The organism is Kitasatospora sp. NBC_01302 (assembly GCF_035976515.1).
Lineage (GTDB): Bacteria > Actinomycetota > Actinomycetes > Streptomycetales > Streptomycetaceae > Kitasatospora.
On record NZ_CP108404.1, the window covers coordinates 6,007,016 to 6,024,407 of the forward strand.

Here is a 17,392-nt window from a genome sequence, read left to right on the forward strand (position 1 = left end):
CGGACGGGGGCGGGGCACCCGGAGCCGTCCAACTGTGTTGGCCTACATCATCCGCAGGACGTTCGCCGCCCTGGTACTGCTGCTGGTCGTCAGCGCGGTCACCTTCGGCATCTTCTTCCTGCTCCCGAAAATCGCGGGCGAGACCACTGATCAGCTGGCCGCCCAGTACATCGGCAAGAACCCCACGCCCGCCGCGATGGAGGCGATCAAGCGGAACCTCGGCTTCGACCAGCCGCTGTACATCCAGTACGGCCGGTTCGTGAAGCAGATCTTCGTCGGCGCCCAGTACCGCTACGGCCCGGACGCGGCGACCTGCCACGTGCCGTGCTTCGGCTACTCCTTCAAGAACCACGTGGAGGTCTGGCCGGAGATCCGCAACCGGATCCCGGTGACCTTCTCGCTGGCCATCGGTGCGGCGGTGCTCTGGCTGCTGGCCGGGGTCGCCACCGGCGTGATCTCGGCGCTGCGGCCCCGCTCCATCTTCGACCGCGTGGCGATGGGCGTGGCACTGGCCGGCGTCTCGTTGCCGATCTTCTTCACCGGCGCCCTGCTGCTGACCCTGTTCAGCTACAAGTGGCCGATCTTCAGCAATCTGCACTACGTCAACTTCACCGACGATCCGATCAGTTGGGCCAGCAACCTGGTGCTGCCCTGGATCTCGCTGGCCTTCCTCTACTCCGCGCTCTACGCCCGGCTGACCCGGTCCGGAATGCTGGAGACGATGAACGAGGACTACATCCGCACCGCCCGGGCCAAGGGCCTGGTCGAGCACAAGGTGGTGGTCCGGCACGGGCTGCGGGCCGCGCTCACCCCGATCCTGACCATCTTCGGCATGGACCTGGGGCTGCTGCTGGGCGGCGCGGTCATCACCGAGCAGGTCTTCTCGCTGCAGGGCATCGGCTTCTACGCGGTCTCCTCGATCTCCGACAACGACCTGCCGAAGATCCTCGGCGTGACGCTGGTCGCCGCCTTCTTCATCGTGCTCTGCAACCTGCTGGTTGACCTCCTGTACGCCGCCGTCGACCCCCGGGTGAGGCTGTCATGACCACCGAGCCTGCCGCTCCCTCCGCCGAGGCGGGCGCCCCCGCCGGCAACGCGTTCCTGTCCGTGCGGGACCTGCGGATCCACTTCGACACCGACGACGGCCTGGTCAAGTCGGTGGACGGGGTCAGCTTCGACCTGGCCAAGGGGCGCACCCTGGGCATCGTCGGCGAGTCCGGTTCCGGCAAGTCCGTCACCTCGCTGGGCATCATGGGCCTGCACCGCACCAAGCGGGCCAGGATCAGCGGCGAGATCTGGCTGGACGGGCAGGAGCTGGTGGCCGCCGAGCCCGACCGGGTGCGCCGGCTGCGCGGCGGCTCGATGGCGATGATCTTCCAGGACCCGCTCACCGCGATGCACCCGTACTACACGGTCGGCGCGCAGATCGTCGAGGCCTACCGGGTGCACCACCCCAAGGCCACCAAGCGCGAGGCCCGCAAGCGCGCGATCGAGATGCTCGACCGGGTCGGCATCCCGCAGCCCGACCGGCGGGTGGACGACTACCCGCACCAGTTCTCCGGTGGCATGCGCCAGCGCGCGATGATCGCCATGGCGCTGGTCAACGACCCCGCACTGCTGATCGCCGACGAGCCGACCACCGCGCTGGACGTCACCGTGCAGGCCCAGATCCTGGACCTGATCCGGGACCTGCAGAGCGAGTTCGGCTCGGCTGTCATCATCATCACCCACGACCTGGGCGTGGTGGCCGAGTTGGCCGACGACATCCTGGTGATGTACGGCGGCCGGTGCGTGGAGCGCGGCTCGGCCACCACCCTCTTCGACGCCCCCGAACACCCGTACACCTGGGGGCTGCTGGGCTCGATGCCGCGACTGGACCGGCCGCTCCAGGAGCGCCTGGTGCCGGTGCGCGGCACCCCGCCGAGCCTGATCAACGTGCCCGGCGGCTGCGCCTTCCACCCGCGCTGCCCGTACGCCGAGCGCACCGGGGGGCGCTCCAGCACCGAACTCCCGCTGCTCACCGAGGCCGGTCCCGGGCACGTCGCCGCCTGCCACCTGCCGATCGAGGAGCGCCGCCGGATCTTCGCCGACGAGATCGCGCCCCGGCTGTGACCGGCCCGGCCATGCCCGGATCCGGCCCGGCCACGTCAGCGAACACGACTGAGAGCAAGGAATCATGACGGATACTCAGCGAGCGGCGGTGTCCGCGCCGCCGGCCGCGGACGAGCCGCTGCTGCGGGTCACCGACCTGCAGCGGCACTTCCCGATCCGCCAGGGCGTGCTGCGCCGCCGCACCGGTGCGGTGCGCGCGGTGGACGGGATCAGCTTCTCGGTCAGCCCCGGCGAGACCCTCGGCGTGGTGGGCGAGTCCGGCTGCGGCAAGTCCACCATGGGCCGGCTGATCACCAGGCTGGACGAACCGACCGGCGGGCGCGTCGAGTTCGAGGGCCAGGACATCACCCACCTGGGCGTCGGTGCGATGCGGCCGCTGCGCAAGGACATCCAGATCATCTTCCAGGACCCGTACTCCTCGCTGAACCCGCGGCACACGGTGGGCACCATCGTGGGCGCGCCGTTCAAGCTGCAGAAGGTGGCCACCGAGGGCGGGGTGAAGAAGGCGGTCCAGGAGCTGCTGGAGCTGTGCGGCCTCAGCCCCGAGCACTACAACCGCTACCCGCACGAGTTCTCCGGCGGCCAGCGCCAGCGGATCGGCATCGCCCGCGCGCTCGCGCTGCGGCCGAAGATGATCGTGGCCGACGAGCCGGTCTCGGCGCTCGACGTCTCGATCCAGGCGCAGGTGGTCAACCTGCTGGACGACCTGCAGCGCGAGCTGGGCCTGACCTACCTGATCATCGCGCACGACCTGTCGGTGGTGCGGCACGTCTCGGACCGGGTGGCGGTGATGTACCTGGGCAAGATCGTGGAGATCGCCGACCGCGACGCGCTCTACTCCCGTCCGGCCCACCCCTACACCGTCGCGCTGATGTCCGCCGTCCCGGTACCGGACCCGCGGCGCAAGGAGGACCGGACGGGCGGGCCCGGCGGCAGCGGCGGGCGGATCCTGCTGACCGGCGACGTGCCCTCCCCGATCGACCCGCCCAGCGGCTGCCGGTTCCGCACCCGGTGCTGGAAGGCGCAGGACATCTGCGCCAGCCAGGAGCCGCCGCTGGCCGAGCTGGCGCCGGGGCACCAGGCGGCCTGCCACTTCCCCGAGAACACCGGGGACACCGCGAACGCCGGGAGCGCCGGGGACGCCGGTCCCCGCAGGGCCTGACCCCCGCGCCCGGCCGCCGCCGTTCGGTGGCCGGGCGCCGCCCGGGGGACACTGGCCCGGTGACCTCGCTTTTCTCCCCCGACGTGCAGCAGACGCTGGACCTGATCGGCATCTTCGTCTTCGCCCTGTCCGGCGGCCTGCTCGCGGTCCGCAAGAACATGGACATCTTCGGCATCTGCGTGCTCGCCGAGGCCACCGCACTGGGCGGCGGGGTGATGCGCGACCTGCTGATCGGCGCCACCCCGCCGGCGGCCTTCACCAACCTGGGCTACTTCCTGACCCCGCTGGCGGCCGGCGTGGTGGTCTTCTTCCTGCACCCCGAGGTGGAGCGGATCAACGGCGTGGTGCAGATCCTGGACGCGCTCGGGCTCGGCCTGTTCGCCGTCACCGGCACCGTCAAGGCGCACGACTACGGGCTCGGCTCGGTGGCCTCGGTGGCGCTGGGCATGCTGACCGCGGCCGGCGGCGGCGTGGTCCGCGACCTGCTGGCGATGGAGCCGCCCTCGCTGCTGCGCTGGGACCGGGAGATCTACGCGGTGCCCGCCCTGGTCGGCTCCACCCTGGTGGCCGTGCTGATCGCCACCGGCCACCTGACCACGCTGACCGCCAGCAGCGCCGCGCTGCTCGCCTTCGTGCTGCGGGTCTGCGCGCTCAGGTTTGGCTGGCGCGCACCGCGTGCTTGGCACCGCAACGGTTCTCGCACCAGCGAGGAGTAGGCGAGCCGCCGTAGGCCAGCGAGATCGCCTCCACCGTGCAGAGCAGCTCCGGCAGCAGCCGGCTCAGTTCGCTCACCGGGGCCACCGAGACCGGCGCCGAGATCGCGCAGGCCGCGATGGCGGTGCCCTCGATGCCGGTGATCGGGGCCGCCAGGCAGTTCACCGTCTCCTCGTACTCGGCCTGGTCCAGCGCCCAGCCCTGGCGGCCGACCGCGGCCAGCTCGGCGCGCAGCTCGGTGGCCGAGCGCAGGCTGTGCGGGGTGCGGGCGGGGAACTCCTGGCCGTCCAGCGCGGCTGCCAGCTGATCCTCGCTCAGGCCGGCCAGCAGCACCCGGCCGGTGGCGGTGGCGCCGGCCGGGGCGCGCCGGCCGATCCGCGAGGCGGCGCCGAGCCAGCCGGTGGTGGCGCCCGGGTAGCGGCCCTCCACCTTGTCGACGTAGAGCACCTCGGAGCCCTCCAGCACCGCCAGGTGCACGGTGTGCCCGTAGCGTTCGTTGAGCGAGGCGAGGTAGGGGGCGGAGACCTGGCGGACGTCGATGCCCTCCAGCGCGGTCTGGGCCAGTGAGAGCAGCCGTCCGCCCAGCCGGTAGCGGTGGTCGGACTGGCGGTGCACGAAGCCGTGCTCCTCCAGCGTGCGCAGCAGGCGCAGTGCGGTCGACTTGTGCACGCCGATCCGGTTCGCGGCCTGCTCCAGCGAGGCCGGGCCGTCGCCCAGCGAGACCAGGATCGTCAGCGCCCGGTCCACGGTCTGTGACATGGCCCACCCCCAATTCAGCAGGAGGCTAGCCGCCGCGTTGCAGCCCGTGCAATGGCCAAATCGTGACCCTCGCAGGGCTCCTCGGGCCCTGGCGGGCCGGACCCGGGCGCCGGGCCCCTAGACTGGTGCGGCTATGCCATACCTCGACCATGCGGCCACCACCCCGATGCTCCCCGAGGCGATCGCCGCCATGACGGCGCACCTCGGTGTCACCGGCAACGCCTCCTCCCTGCACGCGGCCGGCCGACGGGCCCGGCGGGTGATCGAGGAGTCCCGCGAGTCGCTGGCCGCCTCGCTGGGCGCGCGCCCGAGCGAGATCGTCTTCACCGCCGGCGGTACCGAGTCGGACAACCTCGCGGTCAAGGGCCTGTACTGGGCCCGCCGGGACGCCGATCCGGCCCGCACCCGGGTGCTGTGCAGCCCGGTCGAGCACCACGCGGTGCTGGACGCGGTGCACTGGCTGGCCGAGCACGAGGGCGCCCGGGTCGAGTACCTGCCGGTCGACGGGTACGGGCGGGTGCACCCCGAGGCGCTGCGCACGGCGATCGAGGCGGAGCCCGAGGCGGTTGCGCTGGTCACCGTGATGTGGGCCAACAACGAGGTCGGCACCCTCCAGCCGGTCACCGAACTGGCCGAAGTGGCCCGCGAGTTCGGCATTCCGATGCACGCCGACGCGGTGCAGGCGCTGGGCCAGGTGCCGGTCTCCTTCGCCGGGTCCGGGCTGGACGCGCTGACCGTGACCGGGCACAAGATCGGCGGCCCGTACGGGGTCGGCGCACTGCTGCTGGCCCGCACCGCCGCGCCGGTCCCGCTGCTGCACGGCGGCGGCCAGGAGCGCGACGTGCGCTCCGGCACGCTGGACGTGCCGGCCGCCGCCGGGTTCGCCACCGCCGCGGCCCTCGCGGTCGAGCGGCAGGCCGAGCACGCCGACACCCTGGCCGTGCTGCGCGACCAGCTGATCACCGGGGTGCTGGCGGCCGTCCCGGACGCGGTGCTCAACGGTGACCCGAGCGCGGCCGGCCGGCTGCCCGCCAACGCGCACTTCTCCTTCCCCGGCTGCGAGGGCGACGCGCTGCTGATGCTGCTGGACGCAGCCGGGATCGAGTGCTCCACCGGCTCGGCCTGCTCGGCGGGCGTGCCGCAGCCCAGCCACGTGCTGCTGGCGATCGGCGCGGATCCGCTGCTGGCCCGATCCTCGCTGCGCTTCTCGCTGGGGCACACCTCCACCAAGGCGGACGTGGCGGCGCTGGTGGAGGCGATCGGCCCGGTGGTGGCCCGCGCCCGCAACGCGGGACAGCGCTGATCCACCCATTGCGTACCCTGGGGGGACTATGACTGACTTCCCTGGTGCCCCGACCGGGCCTGCCGCCGGCTCCCGACTGCGCGTCCTCGCGGCGATGTCCGGTGGGGTCGACTCCGCCGTCGCCGCCGCCCGGGCGGCCGAAGCCGGTCACGAGGTCACCGGCGTGCACCTGGCACTGTCGGCCAATCCGCAGTCCTTCCGCACCGGCGCCCGCGGCTGCTGCACCCTGGAGGACTCCCGGGACGCCCGCCGGGCCGCCGACGTGATCGGCATCCCGTTCTACGTCTGGGACCTCGCCGAGCGCTTCCGCGAGGACGTGATCGACGACTTCGTCGCCGAGTACGCCGCAGGGCGCACCCCCAACCCGTGCCTGCGCTGCAACGAGAAGATCAAGTTCGCCGCGCTGCTGGACAAGGCGGTCGCGCTGGGCTTCGACGCGGTGTGCACCGGGCACTATGCGCGGATCGTCGAACTCCCCGGTGGCGGACGTGAGTTGCACCGCGCGGTGGACATGGCCAAGGACCAGTCCTACGTGCTGGGCGTGCTGGACGCCGAGCAGCTGGCGCACTCGCTCTTCCCGCTCGGCGACACCACCAAGGACGAGATCCGCGCCGAGGCCGAGCGCCGCGGCCTGGCGGTGGCCAAGAAGCCGGACAGCCACGACATCTGCTTCATCGCCGACGGCGACACCCAGGGCTTCCTGGCCGAGCACCTGGGCACCGCGACCGGCGACATCGTGGACGAGACCGGCGCCAAGGTCGGCGAGCACGACGGTGCCTACGGCTTCACCATCGGCCAGCGCAAGGGCCTGCGGATCGGCCGCCCGGCGCCGGACGGCAAGCCGCGCTACGTGCTGGACATCTCGCCGGTGAACAACACGGTGACGGTCGGCCCGGTGGAGGGCCTGGACGTGCAGGGGCTGACCGCCATCCGCCCGCGCTGGTGCGGTGCGGCGCCCGATGAGCAGGGGGGATCCGCCCGGACCTACACCGCTCAACTGCGCGCGCACGGCGAGGAGGTGCCCGTCAGCGCCGAGCTGGTCGACGGCGAGCTGCGGGTGCGTCTCGAGCGCCCGGTGCGCGGCATCGCCCCCGGGCAGGCCGTGGTGCTGTACGACGGGAGCCGGGTCGTGGGGTCGGCCACCATCGCCTCGACCGAGCGTCGGACCGCAGCCGCGGGGATCTAGTGGCGACGGAGATCTGATAAGTCTCTTTCCACTATGAATATCACCGTCTTCTGCTCCGCGTACTCGCTCGACGAGCGCTACTCCGCCCCCGCCGCCGAATTCGCCCGACTGCTCGGCGAGGGCGGCCACACCCTGGTCTGGGGCGGCTCCAACGCCGGCCTGATGGGCTTGCTGGCCGACGGCGTCAAGGCGGCCGGCGGCAAGCTGGTCGGCATCCTGGTCGAGCTGCTGGCCCACAAGGCCTACCAGGGCGCCGACGAGCTGGTGATGACCCGCGACCTGGCCGAGCGCAAGGCCGAGCTGCTGGCCCGCGCCGACGCGATCGTGGTGCTGGTCGGCGGCCTCGGCACGCTCGACGAGATCACCGAGGTGCTGGAGCTGAAGAAGCACAACCTGCACGACAAGCCGGTCGTGGTGCTCGACACCGAGGGCTTCTACGACGGCCTGCGCAGTCAGCTGCGGCGGATGGACACCGAGGGCTTCCTGCCCCGCCCGCTCGCCGAGCTGATCACCTTCGCCGACACCCCCGCCGAGGTCTTCGCCCACCTCGCCGCCACTTCCTGACAGGACCCCCGACCATGGCTACTCATCTGATCACCGGCGCCGGCTCCGGCATCGGCGCCGTCGTCGCCCAGCGCCTGCTGGAGCGCGGCGACGAGCTCTGGCTGCTCGCCCGCGACGCCCGCCGCGCCACCGAACTGCGCGAGCGCTTCCCCGGCGCGCAGACCCTGGTCGGCAACCTCGCCGACCCCGCCAAGCTCGCCTGGGCCTTCGGCCAGCAGACGCTGCCCGTCGAGCTCGACTCGGTGCTGCACATCGCGGGCGCGGTCGAGCTGGGCCCGATCGGCGACACCCCGGTCAAGGTCTGGAACGAGACCCTGGCCATCAACCTGATCGCCCCCGCCGAGATCACCCGCCTGCTGCTGCCCCAGCTGCGCCTGTCCCGCGGCCACGTCGTCTTCGTCAACTCCGGTGCGGGCCTGAGCGCGCACGCCGAGTGGGGCTCGTACGCGGCCAGCAAGTTCGGCCTGCGCGCGCTGGCCGACTCGCTGCGCCAGGAGGAGCACGCGGCGGGCGTGCGGGTCACCAGCGTCTACCCGGGCCGCACGGCCACCGCGATGCAGCTGAAGGTGCACCAGCAGGAGGGCAAGGAGTACGACGCCGAGCGCTGGATCGCGCCCGAGTCGGTGGCCACCACCGTGCTGACCGCCCTCGACCTGCCGCGCGACGCCGAGCTCACCGACATCACGGTGCGCCCGGGGCGGTAGCGTGGGCCGCTATGCGGATCACCTCTCGTAACGCCCGCTTCCAGCAGTGGGAGTCGTTGCTCAGCAACCGGAACAAGCGCCAGCGCCTCGGCGAGTTCCTGGTCCAGGGCGTGCGCCCGATCTCGTTGGCGGTGGAACACGGCTGGCCGGTCCACGCGCTGCTCCACGACGAGGCTCGGCGGCCCTCGGGCTGGGCCGCCGAGCTGCTGCGCACCTCCGCCCGCGACACCGAGGTCGTCGCGATGGCGCCGGAGCTGCTGGCCGAGCTGGGGGAGAAGAACGAGGACGCCCCGGAGCTGATCGCGGTGGTCGGCCTGCCCGCCGACGACCTGGACCGGATCCCGGTGCGCGAGGACTTCCTGGGCGTCCTCTTCGACCGCCCCACCAGCCCCGGCAACATCGGCAGCATCCTGCGGTCGGCCGACGCCTTCGGCGCCCACGGGATGATCGTCTCGGGCCACGCGGCGGACGTCTACGACTCCAAGTCGGTGCGCGCGAGCACCGGTTCGCTCTTCGCCCTGCCGGCGGTCCGGGTGCCCTCGCACCGCGAGGTGGCCGACTGGGTCGAGCGCGAGCGCTCGGCCGGCCGCCCGGTGGTGCTGGTCGGCACGGACGAGCACGGCGACTGCGAGGTCTTCGACTTCGACTTCACCCAGCCGACGCTGCTGCTGATCGGCAACGAGACCTCCGGTCTGAGCAGCGCCTGGCGGGACCTGTGCGACTACACGGTGAGCATCCCGATGACCGGCTCGGCCAGCTCGCTGAACGCCGCCAACGCGGCCACGGCCGTGCTGTACGAGGCGTCCCGGCAGCGCATCGTGGCGGGGCGCGCGGGCGCGTAGTCTGCACACCGTGACCAGCAACCTCACCTTCCCCGACCTGCTCGGCGCCGCCACCGGTGTCGGCTCGATGCCCGGCACCGACGCCCGGGAGGCCGCCAGGACCTCGGTCGGGGCCCTGGAGCAGCTCCCCTTCCTGCCCGAGCTGCCCGCGCGGGGGCCCGGGGCGGACATGATCGGGCGCTCCGCCGGGCTGCTGGTGGAGCTGTTCGCGCAGGTCGAGCCGAGCGGCTGGCGGTTCGCCGACCGGCCCGGGCGGGACACCAAGCGGGCGCACTCCTGGCTCGGCGAGGACCTGGACGCGCTGGAGGAGTTCACCCAGGGCTGCACCGGTGCGCTCAAGGTGCAGGCGGTCGGGCCGTGGACGCTGGCCGCGAACATCGAACTGCGCCACGGCGAGAAGGCACTGGCCGATCCGGGGGCCTGCCGCGACATCGCGGGTTCGCTCACCGAGGGCCTGCGCCGTCACCTGGCCGAGCTGCGCAAGCGGGTGCCGGGTGCGCAGCTGGTGCTCCAGCTGGACGAGCCCTCGCTGCCCGCCGTGCTGGCCGGCGCGGTGAAGACGGCCAGCGGGTTCCAGCGGCTGCGCTCGGTGGACCGGCAGGTGGCGGAGGAGGTGCTGCGCGGGCTGGTCAACGGGCTCGACGTCCCCGTGCTCGTGCACAGCTGCGCGCCCGGGGTGCCAATCCCCTTGCTGCGCCGGGCCGGTGTGGCGGGCATCTCGCTCGACTTCGGCCTGCTGACGGAGCGTAATGACGAGGAGATCGGTGAGGCCATCGAGGCGGGGACGGTGTTCCTCGCCGGAGTGGTGCCTTCCACCGACACGGGAATGTCGGACCCGGCCGGTAATGTCACCGGTGTCAGGACGTTGTGGCGCAGGCTCGGACTCGATCCGGAACTGCTGGGCCGCCGCGTGCTGGTGACGCCGACCTGCGGGCTGGCGGGCGCGAGCCCGGCCTACGCCCGTACCGCGCTGTCACTCAGCGTGAGGGGAGCCCAGAGCCTGGTGGACAACCCGGAGTAGGGCGAACTGGAGGCGTACGGTGGCGGCTGTCGAGGGCTGGGAAGAGGTCCCGGCGGAGGTGCGCAGGCGCCACGTCGAGCTGGCGGCCGAGGTCGAGGACCACCGCGTCCGGTACTACGAGCAGGACGCGCCGATCGTCAGCGACGCCGAGTTCGACCGGCTGATGCGCGAGCTGGAGGCGATCGAGGCCGAGCACCCGGTGCTGGTCACCCCCGACTCGCCGACCCAGAAGGTGGGCGGCGGGGCCGCCGAGGGCTTCACCAAGGTCGAGCACCGCGAGCGGCTGCTCAGCCTGGACAACGCCATGGACGAGGAGGAGCTGGCCGCCTGGGCCGAGCGGGTGGCCCGCGAGCTGGACGGCGTCGACTACCACTACCTGTGCGAGCTCAAGGTGGACGGCCTGGCGGTCAACCTCACCTACGAGCACGGCCGCCTGGTGCTCGCCGCCACCCGCGGTACCGGCCGGGTCGGCGAGGACATCACCACCAACATCCGCACCATCAAGGAGATCCCGCACCAGCTCAAGGGCGAGGACGTCCCCGCCCTGGTGGAGATCCGCGGCGAGGTCTACCTGCCCACCGAGGCCTTCGCCGAGCTCAACGCCTCCTTCGCGGCCGAGAACGAGCGCCGCCGGCTGGAGAACGAGGAGCGCGCCAAGGAGGGCAAGCGCCCGCGCGCCCTGATCAAGCTCTTCGCCAACCCGCGCAACGCCGCCGCCGGCTCGCTGCGCCAGAAGGACCCGCTGGTCACCGCCTCGCGCCCGCTGCACATGGTGGTGCACGGGATCGGCGCCCGCGAGGGCTTCGAGATCGACTGCCAGTCGCACGCCTACCAGCTGCTGCGCGACTGGGGCCTGCCCACCGCCCGGCACAACCGGGTGGTCTCGACCCTCGAGGAGGTGCGCGCCTTCATCAAGCAGTACGGCGAGCAGCGCCACTCGGTCGAGCACGAGATCGACGGCGTGGTGGTCAAGGTGGACGAGATCGCGCTGCAGGGCCGGCTCGGCGCGACCTCCAAGTCGCCGCGCTGGGCGATTGCCTGGAAGTACCCGCCGGAGGAGGTCACCGCCAAGCTGGACCGGATCCAGGTCGGCATCGGGCGCACCGGCCGGGCCACCCCGTTCGCGGTGCTGGCCGAGCCGGTGAAGGTGGCCGGCTCGATGGTGCAGTACGCCACGCTGCACAACCAGGACGTGGTCAAGGCCAAGGGCGTGCTGCTCGGCGACACCGTGGTGCTGCGCAAGGCCGGCGACGTGATCCCGGAGATCCTCGGCCCGGTGGAGGATCTGCGGGACGGCACCGAGCGGGAGTTCGTGATGCCGAGCCACTGCCACGAGTGCGGCAGCGAGCTGCGTCCGATGTCGGAGGGCGACATCGACCTGCGCTGTCCCAACGCCCGGTTCTGCCCGGCCCAGGTCCGCGAGCGGATCGCCTACCTGGGCGGTCGCGAGTCGCTGGACATCGAGGGCCTGGGCTACGTGGCCGCGACCGCGCTCACCCAGCCGCTGGAGCCCAAGGAGCCGCCCGTCAAGAACGAGGGGGACATCTTCGGCCTGACCGTCGAGCAGCTGCTGCCGATCAAGGTGCTGGTGCGCGACCAGAAGACCGGCATGCCGAAGCTGGACGACAAGACCGGCAAGGAGAAGAAGGTCACCTTCTTCGCCAACCTCAAGGGCGAGCCGAAGAAGACGGCAGGGCTGCTGCTGGACAACCTGGCAGCCGCCAGGGAGCGACCGCTCTGGCGCTACCTCAACGGCCTGTCGATCCGTCATGTCGGGCCGGTCGCGGCCCAGGCGCTGGCCCGCGAGTTCCGCGACCTGGACGCGATCTTCGCGGCCGACGAGGCGCAGCTGGCGGCCACCGAGGGCGTCGGCCCGGTCATCGCGCGGGCGATCATCGAGTGGTACGAGGAGGAGTGGCACCGCGAGATCGTCGCCAAGTGGCGCGCGGCCGGGGTGCGCTTCGTCGAGGAGGCCACCGAGGAGGCGGGGGAGCGGCCGCTGGAGGGGCTCACCGTGGTGGTCACCGGCACGCTGGCCGACCACACCCGGGACGGCGCCAAGGAGGCGCTGGTCTCGCGTGGGGCGAAGGTGACCGGATCGGTTTCGAAGAAGACCCACTTCGTGGTGGTCGGTGACAATCCGGGGTCGAAGTATGACAAGGCGGTGCAGCTGGGGCTGGCCGTCCTGGACGACGCCGGCTTCGCCGTGCTGCTGGAGCGCGGCCCGGCGGCGGCCCGCGAGCACCTGGGCCTGCCCCCGCTGGAGGAGCCCGCCGCCGACCCCGCCGCCGGGGCCGCCACTGAGCCCCCCGCGCAGGGGCCGGCCGAGGTAACCCCCGAGGGGGCTGACCAGGCCTGACGTGTCCCTCTTGTTATCGTGCTGATGCCCCGTCACCAGGGTGGTGGGCGCGCAAAGGGGGCATCGTGTCACTGTGTGGCGCCGGACCCGTGCTGGCGTGCTCCCGGATGACCGAAAGTCCGCCCTCACGGTGAGGGCGGACTTACCCTGGAGCGCAACAGTGTGTCAGCAGGACGGGGGCACCGGGTCCTAGGGCGTCGACAGGGGGCGCTTCCCGGCTGAGACCGACTGACACGTGATCAGGGGTGTCAGGACCGACTGTTCTTCCGGTCGGTTCCAGCCGCGATGCGGCCTGGCGGGGGCGGGCCTGACGGAGGACAGGGCGTATGGATCGTACGACCGGCGGTGCGCTGACGCGTCCGCCGCAGGGGGTTGCGGGTGCGGTCCTGCTGCTCGGCGTCCTGCTGGCCGGGGCCGCACCGCTCATCCCGCTGGCCGTCCTGGTCAGCCGGCACGAGCCCGAACTGCTGCCGCTCTTCGCGGTCCCGATGGCCGTCCTGGTGGCGGCCTGGCGGATCGCCCGTGACCGGGCCAGGGACCAGCTCACCGATCCGCTGACCGGACTGCCGAACCGACATGCGCTGCTGCTGGCCGCGCAGGAGTCGATCGCCGAGCACGAGGCCGAGGAGGGGTACAGCGTCGGGCTGATCCTGCTCGACCTCGATCGGTTCCGGTCGTTGAACGACACTCTCGGGCATGCCGCCGGCGACCGCTTACTCGTGCACATCGGCCGCCGGCTGCACCGGGTGCTGCGCGGCGGCCAACTGGACGCCCGCCCGGGCCTGCCGGGCGCCGGACCGGGCACCGCGCCCCCGGCGCCCGCGACGGCCACCGGGTACGGCGCGGCTCCCACCGCCCGGCTCGACCTCGGTGCCGTGCCGCCGCCGCCCGCCGGACCGTTCGCCGCCGCACCGCCCGGCACCGGATCGCCCGCGGGGCCGTACCCGTCGGCGCCGTCCGGCCCCCGCGACCTGCTCGCCCCGCCCTACCTGCCGGCCCCGCCGGGCCAGCCGCTCCCGCTCGACCCGGGCCCCGCGGTCCCCGCCTTCCCCCTCACCTCGCCGCTCGCCGCGCTGCCGTCCGTGGCCCCGCCGGGCGACCCCCTCGGCCAGCTGGGCGCCGCCGACCGCCGCCGCGAGACCGAGGAGCTGCTGGCCTGCCTGCCGCCCGCCGCCGAGCACGCCCGCCGTGCGGTGGTGGCCCGGATGGGCGGCGACGAGTTCGCCGTCCTGCTGCCCGGCGTCGGGCACGCCGACACCCTGGAGCGCCTGGCCAAGGCGCTGATCGCCGAGCTGGCCGCGCCGATCCGGCTCGACGGCCTGCTGCTGGTGCTGGAGGCCAGCGCCGGTGTCTGCGTCTACCCGCAGCACGCGGGCGACGCAGAATCGTTGCTGCGGCGCGCGGACGTCGCGATGGGCCACGCGCAGCGCGGACGCACCGGTGTCGAACAGTACGACCACTCGCAGGACGCCGACACCCCCTACCGGATCGGCCTGCTCGGCGACCTGCGCCGGGCGCTGGAGACCGGCGAGGTGCAGCTGCACTACCAGCCCAAGGTGGCCTTCGACGGCCGGGTGGTGGGCCTGGAGGCGCTGCTGCGCTGGGAGCGCCCCGGGCGCGGCAAGGTCTCCCCGGACGAGTTCGTCGGCCTCGCCGAGTCCAGCGGCCTGATGCCCCGGCTCACCGACTACGTGCTGGAGGCCGCGATCGGCCAGCTCGCCGCCTGGCGCGGGCAGGGCCTGCAGGTGCAGGTGGCCGTCAACGTCTCGCCGCGCGACGTGCTCAACCCCGGCTTCGCCGAGCGGGTGGCCGCCCACCTCAGCCGCCACCAGGTCCCGGCCCACGCGCTCCAACTGGAGATCACCGAGCGGCTGTTGCTCGACGACTCGCGGCGGGCCGCCGACACCCTGGCCGAGCTGCGCCGGCACGGCGTGGGGATGTCGCTGGACGACTTCGGCACCGGCCACTCCTCGCTGGTGCGGCTGCGCAGCCTGCCGGTCGGCGAGCTGAAGATCGACCGCTCCTTCGTCTCCCGGATGGTCGCCGACGACCACGACGCGGCCGTGGTGCGCTGCTCGGTGGAGCTGGCCCACTCGCTGGGCCTGACCGTGGTGGCCGAGGGCGTGGAGGACGACGAGACCTGGGAGCGCCTGCACGGCCTGGGCGTGGACGCGGTGCAGGGCTGGCTGGTCTCCGCCGCGCTGCCCGCCGACCAGGCCACCGCCTGGCTGCGGGTGCACCGCACCGGGCCGCCCTCCGCCGAGCGGCTCACCCACCTGGAGCGCTGGACCGGGCAGGCCGAGCTGCCCTGCCCCGGCCTGCCCCGGCAGCCGCTGAGCCCGCCCACCGAGGCCCCCACCAGCCCGCAGTAACGTCCGCGACATCCGGCGCACCCCAGGGCCTGTCGTCAAACCCCCTAGGATGGTCAGCACAGACAAGAGGACGGAGACCGGCGCGGCCCTGCCCGCAGGTCCCCGTCCGGGTCGGTGCTCGCCCCATCGGGCGCCGCCGGCCTCATTCAGAACTCACCTTGAGGATCGCTGCATGCCTGGCATCACGCGCGAGGAGGTCGCCCACCTCGCCCGGCTGTCGCGTCTGGAGTTGCAGGCGGAGGAGCTTGACCACTTCGCCGAGCAGCTTGACGTGATCATCGGCGCGGTCGCCCGCGTTTCCGAGGTCGCCGGAGCGGACGTCCCGCCGACCTCCCACCCGCTGCCGCTGACGAACGTCATGCGCGCGGACGAGGTGCGCCCCTCGCTCACGCCCGAGCAGGCGCTCTCCGGCGCCCCGGCCGCCGAGGAGCAGCGTTTCCGGGTTCCGCAGATCCTCGGGGAGGACTGACCACCGATGACCGACCTCATCAAGTACACCGCTGCCGAGACCGCCGCCGCCGTCGCGGCCGGCACCGTCAGCGCGGTCGAGGTGGCCCAGGCGCACCTGGACCGGATCGACGCCGTCGACAAGAAGGTCAACGCCTTCCTGCACGTGGACACCGAGGGCGCGCTGGCCGCGGCCCGCGCGGTGGACGACAAGCGCGCCAAGGGCGAGGAGCTCGGCCCGCTGGCCGGCGTGCCGCTCGCGCTCAAGGACGTCTTCACCACCAAGGGCGTCCCCACCACCTGCGGCTCCAAGATCCTCGAAGGCTGGATCCCGCCCTACGACGCGACCCTGACGTCCCGTCTGAAGGACGCGGGCGTGGTCATCCTGGGCAAGACCAACATGGACGAGTTCGCGATGGGCTCCTCCACCGAGAACTCCGCCTTCGGCACCACCGGCAACCCCTGGGACCTGTCCCGGATCCCCGGCGGCTCCGGCGGCGGCTCGGCGGCCGCGCTGGCCGCCTACGAGGCCCCGCTGGCGATCGGCACCGACACCGGCGGCTCGATCCGCCAGCCCGGCGCCGTCACCGGCACGGTCGGCGTCAAGCCCACCTACGGCTCGGTCTCCCGCTACGGCCTGGTCGCCTTCTCCTCCTCGCTCGACCAGGGCGGCCCCTGCGCCCGCACCGTGCTGGACGCGGCGCTGCTGCACGAGGCGATCGCCGGCCACGACCCGCTGGACTCCACCTCGATCGACGCCCCGGTGCCGGCCGTGGTCGAGGCCGCCCGGCGGCGCGACGTGCGCGGCATGAAGATCGGCGTGGTCAAGGAGTTCGCCGGCGAGGGCTACCAGGCCGGCGTGATGCAGCGCTTCAACGAGAGCGTGGAGCTGCTGCGCGAGCTGGGCGCCGAGGTCGTCGAGGTCTCCTGCCCGTCCTTCACCCTGGCGCTGCCGGCGTACTACCTGATCGCGCCCAGCGAGGCCTCCTCCAACCTGGCCCGCTTCGACGCGATGCGCTACGGCCTGCGGGTCGGCGACGACGGCACCGCCTCCGCCGAGCAGGTCACCGCGCTCACCCGCGAGGCCGGCTTCGGCCCCGAGGTCAAGCGCCGCATCATCCTGGGCACCTACGCGCTCTCCTCGGGCTACTACGACGCGTACTACGGCTCGGCCCAGAAGGTCCGCACCCTGATCTCGCGCGATTTCGACGCCGCCTTCGCCGACGTCGACGTGCTGGTCTCGCCGACCACCCCCACCACCGCCTTCCCGATCGGCGAGCGCGCCGACGACCCGATGGCGATGTACCTGGCCGACCTGTGCACCATCCCCTCGAACCTGGCGGGCAACGCGGCCATGTCGCTGCCCTGCGGCCTGGCCCCGGAGGACAATCTCCCGGTCGGCCTGCAGATCATCGCACCCGCGATGGCGGACGACCGCCTGTACCGCGTGGGCGGCGCCGTCGAGGCCGCACTCAACGACAAGTGGGGGCATCCCCTGCTCGAGGAGGCACCGGCACTGTGAGCAAGATCGAGAAGGCCAAGGCCAGCAGTTCGCAGATCAAGGGCTGGAAGCACAGCAAGCCCGGTCTGTGGCTGTCCATCGGCACCAGCACCTTCGGTGCGCTGGGCGTCGTCAAGGAATTCCGGAAGGCTCGCAGCGAGAACGACACGCTGCTGCTGGCCAACGCCGTGGTCGGCGCCGCCGCGCTGCTCACCGGCACGCTGCTGCTGGTCCGTGAGCTGCGGCAGCTGGGCAGCGACGACGTCCTCGCGGGCTGACGCCCCGTCGGTCCGGTCCCGCCCGCGGGACCGGACCGGTACCTCCCAAGTCTTTTTAGTGAAGGGGA

At 72.7% G+C, this 17,392-nt stretch carries 16 protein-coding genes; 15 read left to right on the top strand and 1 reads right to left on the bottom strand.

The features are described from left to right. Window positions 1-34: 34 nt before the first annotated feature. From OG294_RS26340 to OG294_RS26355, 4 genes are all read left to right on the top strand, one after another. Entirely contained in the window at window positions 35-1,045 is a 1,011-nt protein-coding gene (locus OG294_RS26340; protein ID WP_327069023.1) for an ABC transporter permease, read from the top strand. Continuing rightward, window positions 1,042-2,112: an ABC transporter ATP-binding protein gene (locus OG294_RS26345; RefSeq protein WP_327069024.1), complete on the top strand. Its 1,071-nt coding sequence runs from the start codon at window positions 1,042-1,044 to the stop codon at window positions 2,110-2,112. The genes OG294_RS26340 and OG294_RS26345 overlap by 4 nt, the downstream gene beginning before the upstream one ends. A 64-nt stretch (window positions 2,113-2,176) precedes the next feature. Then, window positions 2,177-3,274 carry an ABC transporter ATP-binding protein gene (locus tag OG294_RS26350; protein ID WP_327069025.1) on the top strand — a complete coding sequence of 366 codons (1,098 nt, stop codon included), beginning with the start codon at window positions 2,177-2,179 and terminating at the stop codon, window positions 3,272-3,274. Between the two features lie 59 nt (window positions 3,275-3,333). Beyond that, the gene (locus OG294_RS26355; protein ID WP_327069026.1) at window positions 3,334-3,990 is read left to right on the top strand and encodes a trimeric intracellular cation channel family protein; all 657 of its coding nucleotides are present in this window, start codon (window positions 3,334-3,336) and stop codon (window positions 3,988-3,990) included. On the opposite strand, the gene OG294_RS26360 is transcribed toward OG294_RS26355, so the two are convergent. Next, a complete protein-coding gene (locus tag OG294_RS26360) occupies window positions 3,926-4,747 on the bottom strand; it encodes an IclR family transcriptional regulator (protein ID WP_327069027.1) in 822 nt (273 codons plus the stop codon). The genes OG294_RS26355 and OG294_RS26360 overlap by 65 nt on opposite strands. A 133-nt stretch (window positions 4,748-4,880) precedes the next feature. Here OG294_RS26360 and OG294_RS26365 point away from each other — a divergent pair, with 133 nt between their 5' ends. The 11 genes from OG294_RS26365 to OG294_RS26415 all read left to right on the top strand — a co-directional run bounded on the left by OG294_RS26365 (window position 4,881) and on the right by OG294_RS26415 (window position 17,324). Then, complete coding sequence (locus OG294_RS26365) at window positions 4,881-6,050, top strand: cysteine desulfurase family protein (protein WP_327069028.1); 1,170 nt, start codon at window positions 4,881-4,883, stop codon at window positions 6,048-6,050. Window positions 6,051-6,078: 28 nt separating this feature from the next. Then, the gene (gene mnmA / locus OG294_RS26370; RefSeq protein ID WP_327069029.1) at window positions 6,079-7,236 is read left to right on the top strand and encodes a tRNA 2-thiouridine(34) synthase MnmA; all 1,158 of its coding nucleotides are present in this window, start codon (window positions 6,079-6,081) and stop codon (window positions 7,234-7,236) included. Window positions 7,237-7,269: 33 nt separating this feature from the next. Further along, window positions 7,270-7,800 (top strand): TIGR00730 family Rossman fold protein, encoded by a 531-nt coding sequence (locus OG294_RS26375; RefSeq protein WP_327069030.1) that lies wholly within the window; start codon window positions 7,270-7,272, stop codon window positions 7,798-7,800. Window positions 7,801-7,814: 14 nt separating this feature from the next. Then, window positions 7,815-8,504 carry an SDR family oxidoreductase gene (locus tag OG294_RS26380; RefSeq protein ID WP_327069031.1) on the top strand — a complete coding sequence of 230 codons (690 nt, stop codon included), beginning with the start codon at window positions 7,815-7,817 and terminating at the stop codon, window positions 8,502-8,504. Between the two features lie 11 nt (window positions 8,505-8,515). Next, entirely contained in the window at window positions 8,516-9,346 is an 831-nt protein-coding gene (locus OG294_RS26385) for an RNA methyltransferase (protein ID WP_327069032.1), read from the top strand. A 10-nt stretch (window positions 9,347-9,356) separates the two neighbouring features. After that, on the top strand, window positions 9,357-10,367 hold the full coding sequence (locus OG294_RS26390) for a methionine synthase (protein WP_327069033.1): 1,011 nt from the start codon (window positions 9,357-9,359) through the stop codon (window positions 10,365-10,367). Window positions 10,368-10,386: 19 nt separating this feature from the next. Beyond that, complete coding sequence (gene ligA, locus OG294_RS26395; protein WP_327069034.1) at window positions 10,387-12,726, top strand: NAD-dependent DNA ligase LigA; 2,340 nt, start codon at window positions 10,387-10,389, stop codon at window positions 12,724-12,726. A 326-nt stretch (window positions 12,727-13,052) separates the two neighbouring features. Further along, the gene (locus tag OG294_RS26400) at window positions 13,053-15,098 is read left to right on the top strand and encodes a putative bifunctional diguanylate cyclase/phosphodiesterase (protein ID WP_327069035.1); all 2,046 of its coding nucleotides are present in this window, start codon (window positions 13,053-13,055) and stop codon (window positions 15,096-15,098) included. Between the two features lie 172 nt (window positions 15,099-15,270). Beyond that, entirely contained in the window at window positions 15,271-15,567 is a 297-nt protein-coding gene (gene gatC, locus OG294_RS26405) for an Asp-tRNA(Asn)/Glu-tRNA(Gln) amidotransferase subunit GatC (RefSeq protein WP_184935436.1), read from the top strand. A gap of 6 nt (window positions 15,568-15,573) precedes the next feature. Then, complete coding sequence (gene gatA / locus OG294_RS26410; RefSeq protein ID WP_327069036.1) at window positions 15,574-17,067, top strand: Asp-tRNA(Asn)/Glu-tRNA(Gln) amidotransferase subunit GatA; 1,494 nt, start codon at window positions 15,574-15,576, stop codon at window positions 17,065-17,067. Further along, window positions 17,064-17,324 (top strand): hypothetical protein, encoded by a 261-nt coding sequence (locus OG294_RS26415; RefSeq protein WP_327069037.1) that lies wholly within the window; start codon window positions 17,064-17,066, stop codon window positions 17,322-17,324. The genes gatA and OG294_RS26415 overlap by 4 nt, the downstream gene beginning before the upstream one ends. Window positions 17,325-17,392 lie beyond the last annotated feature (68 nt).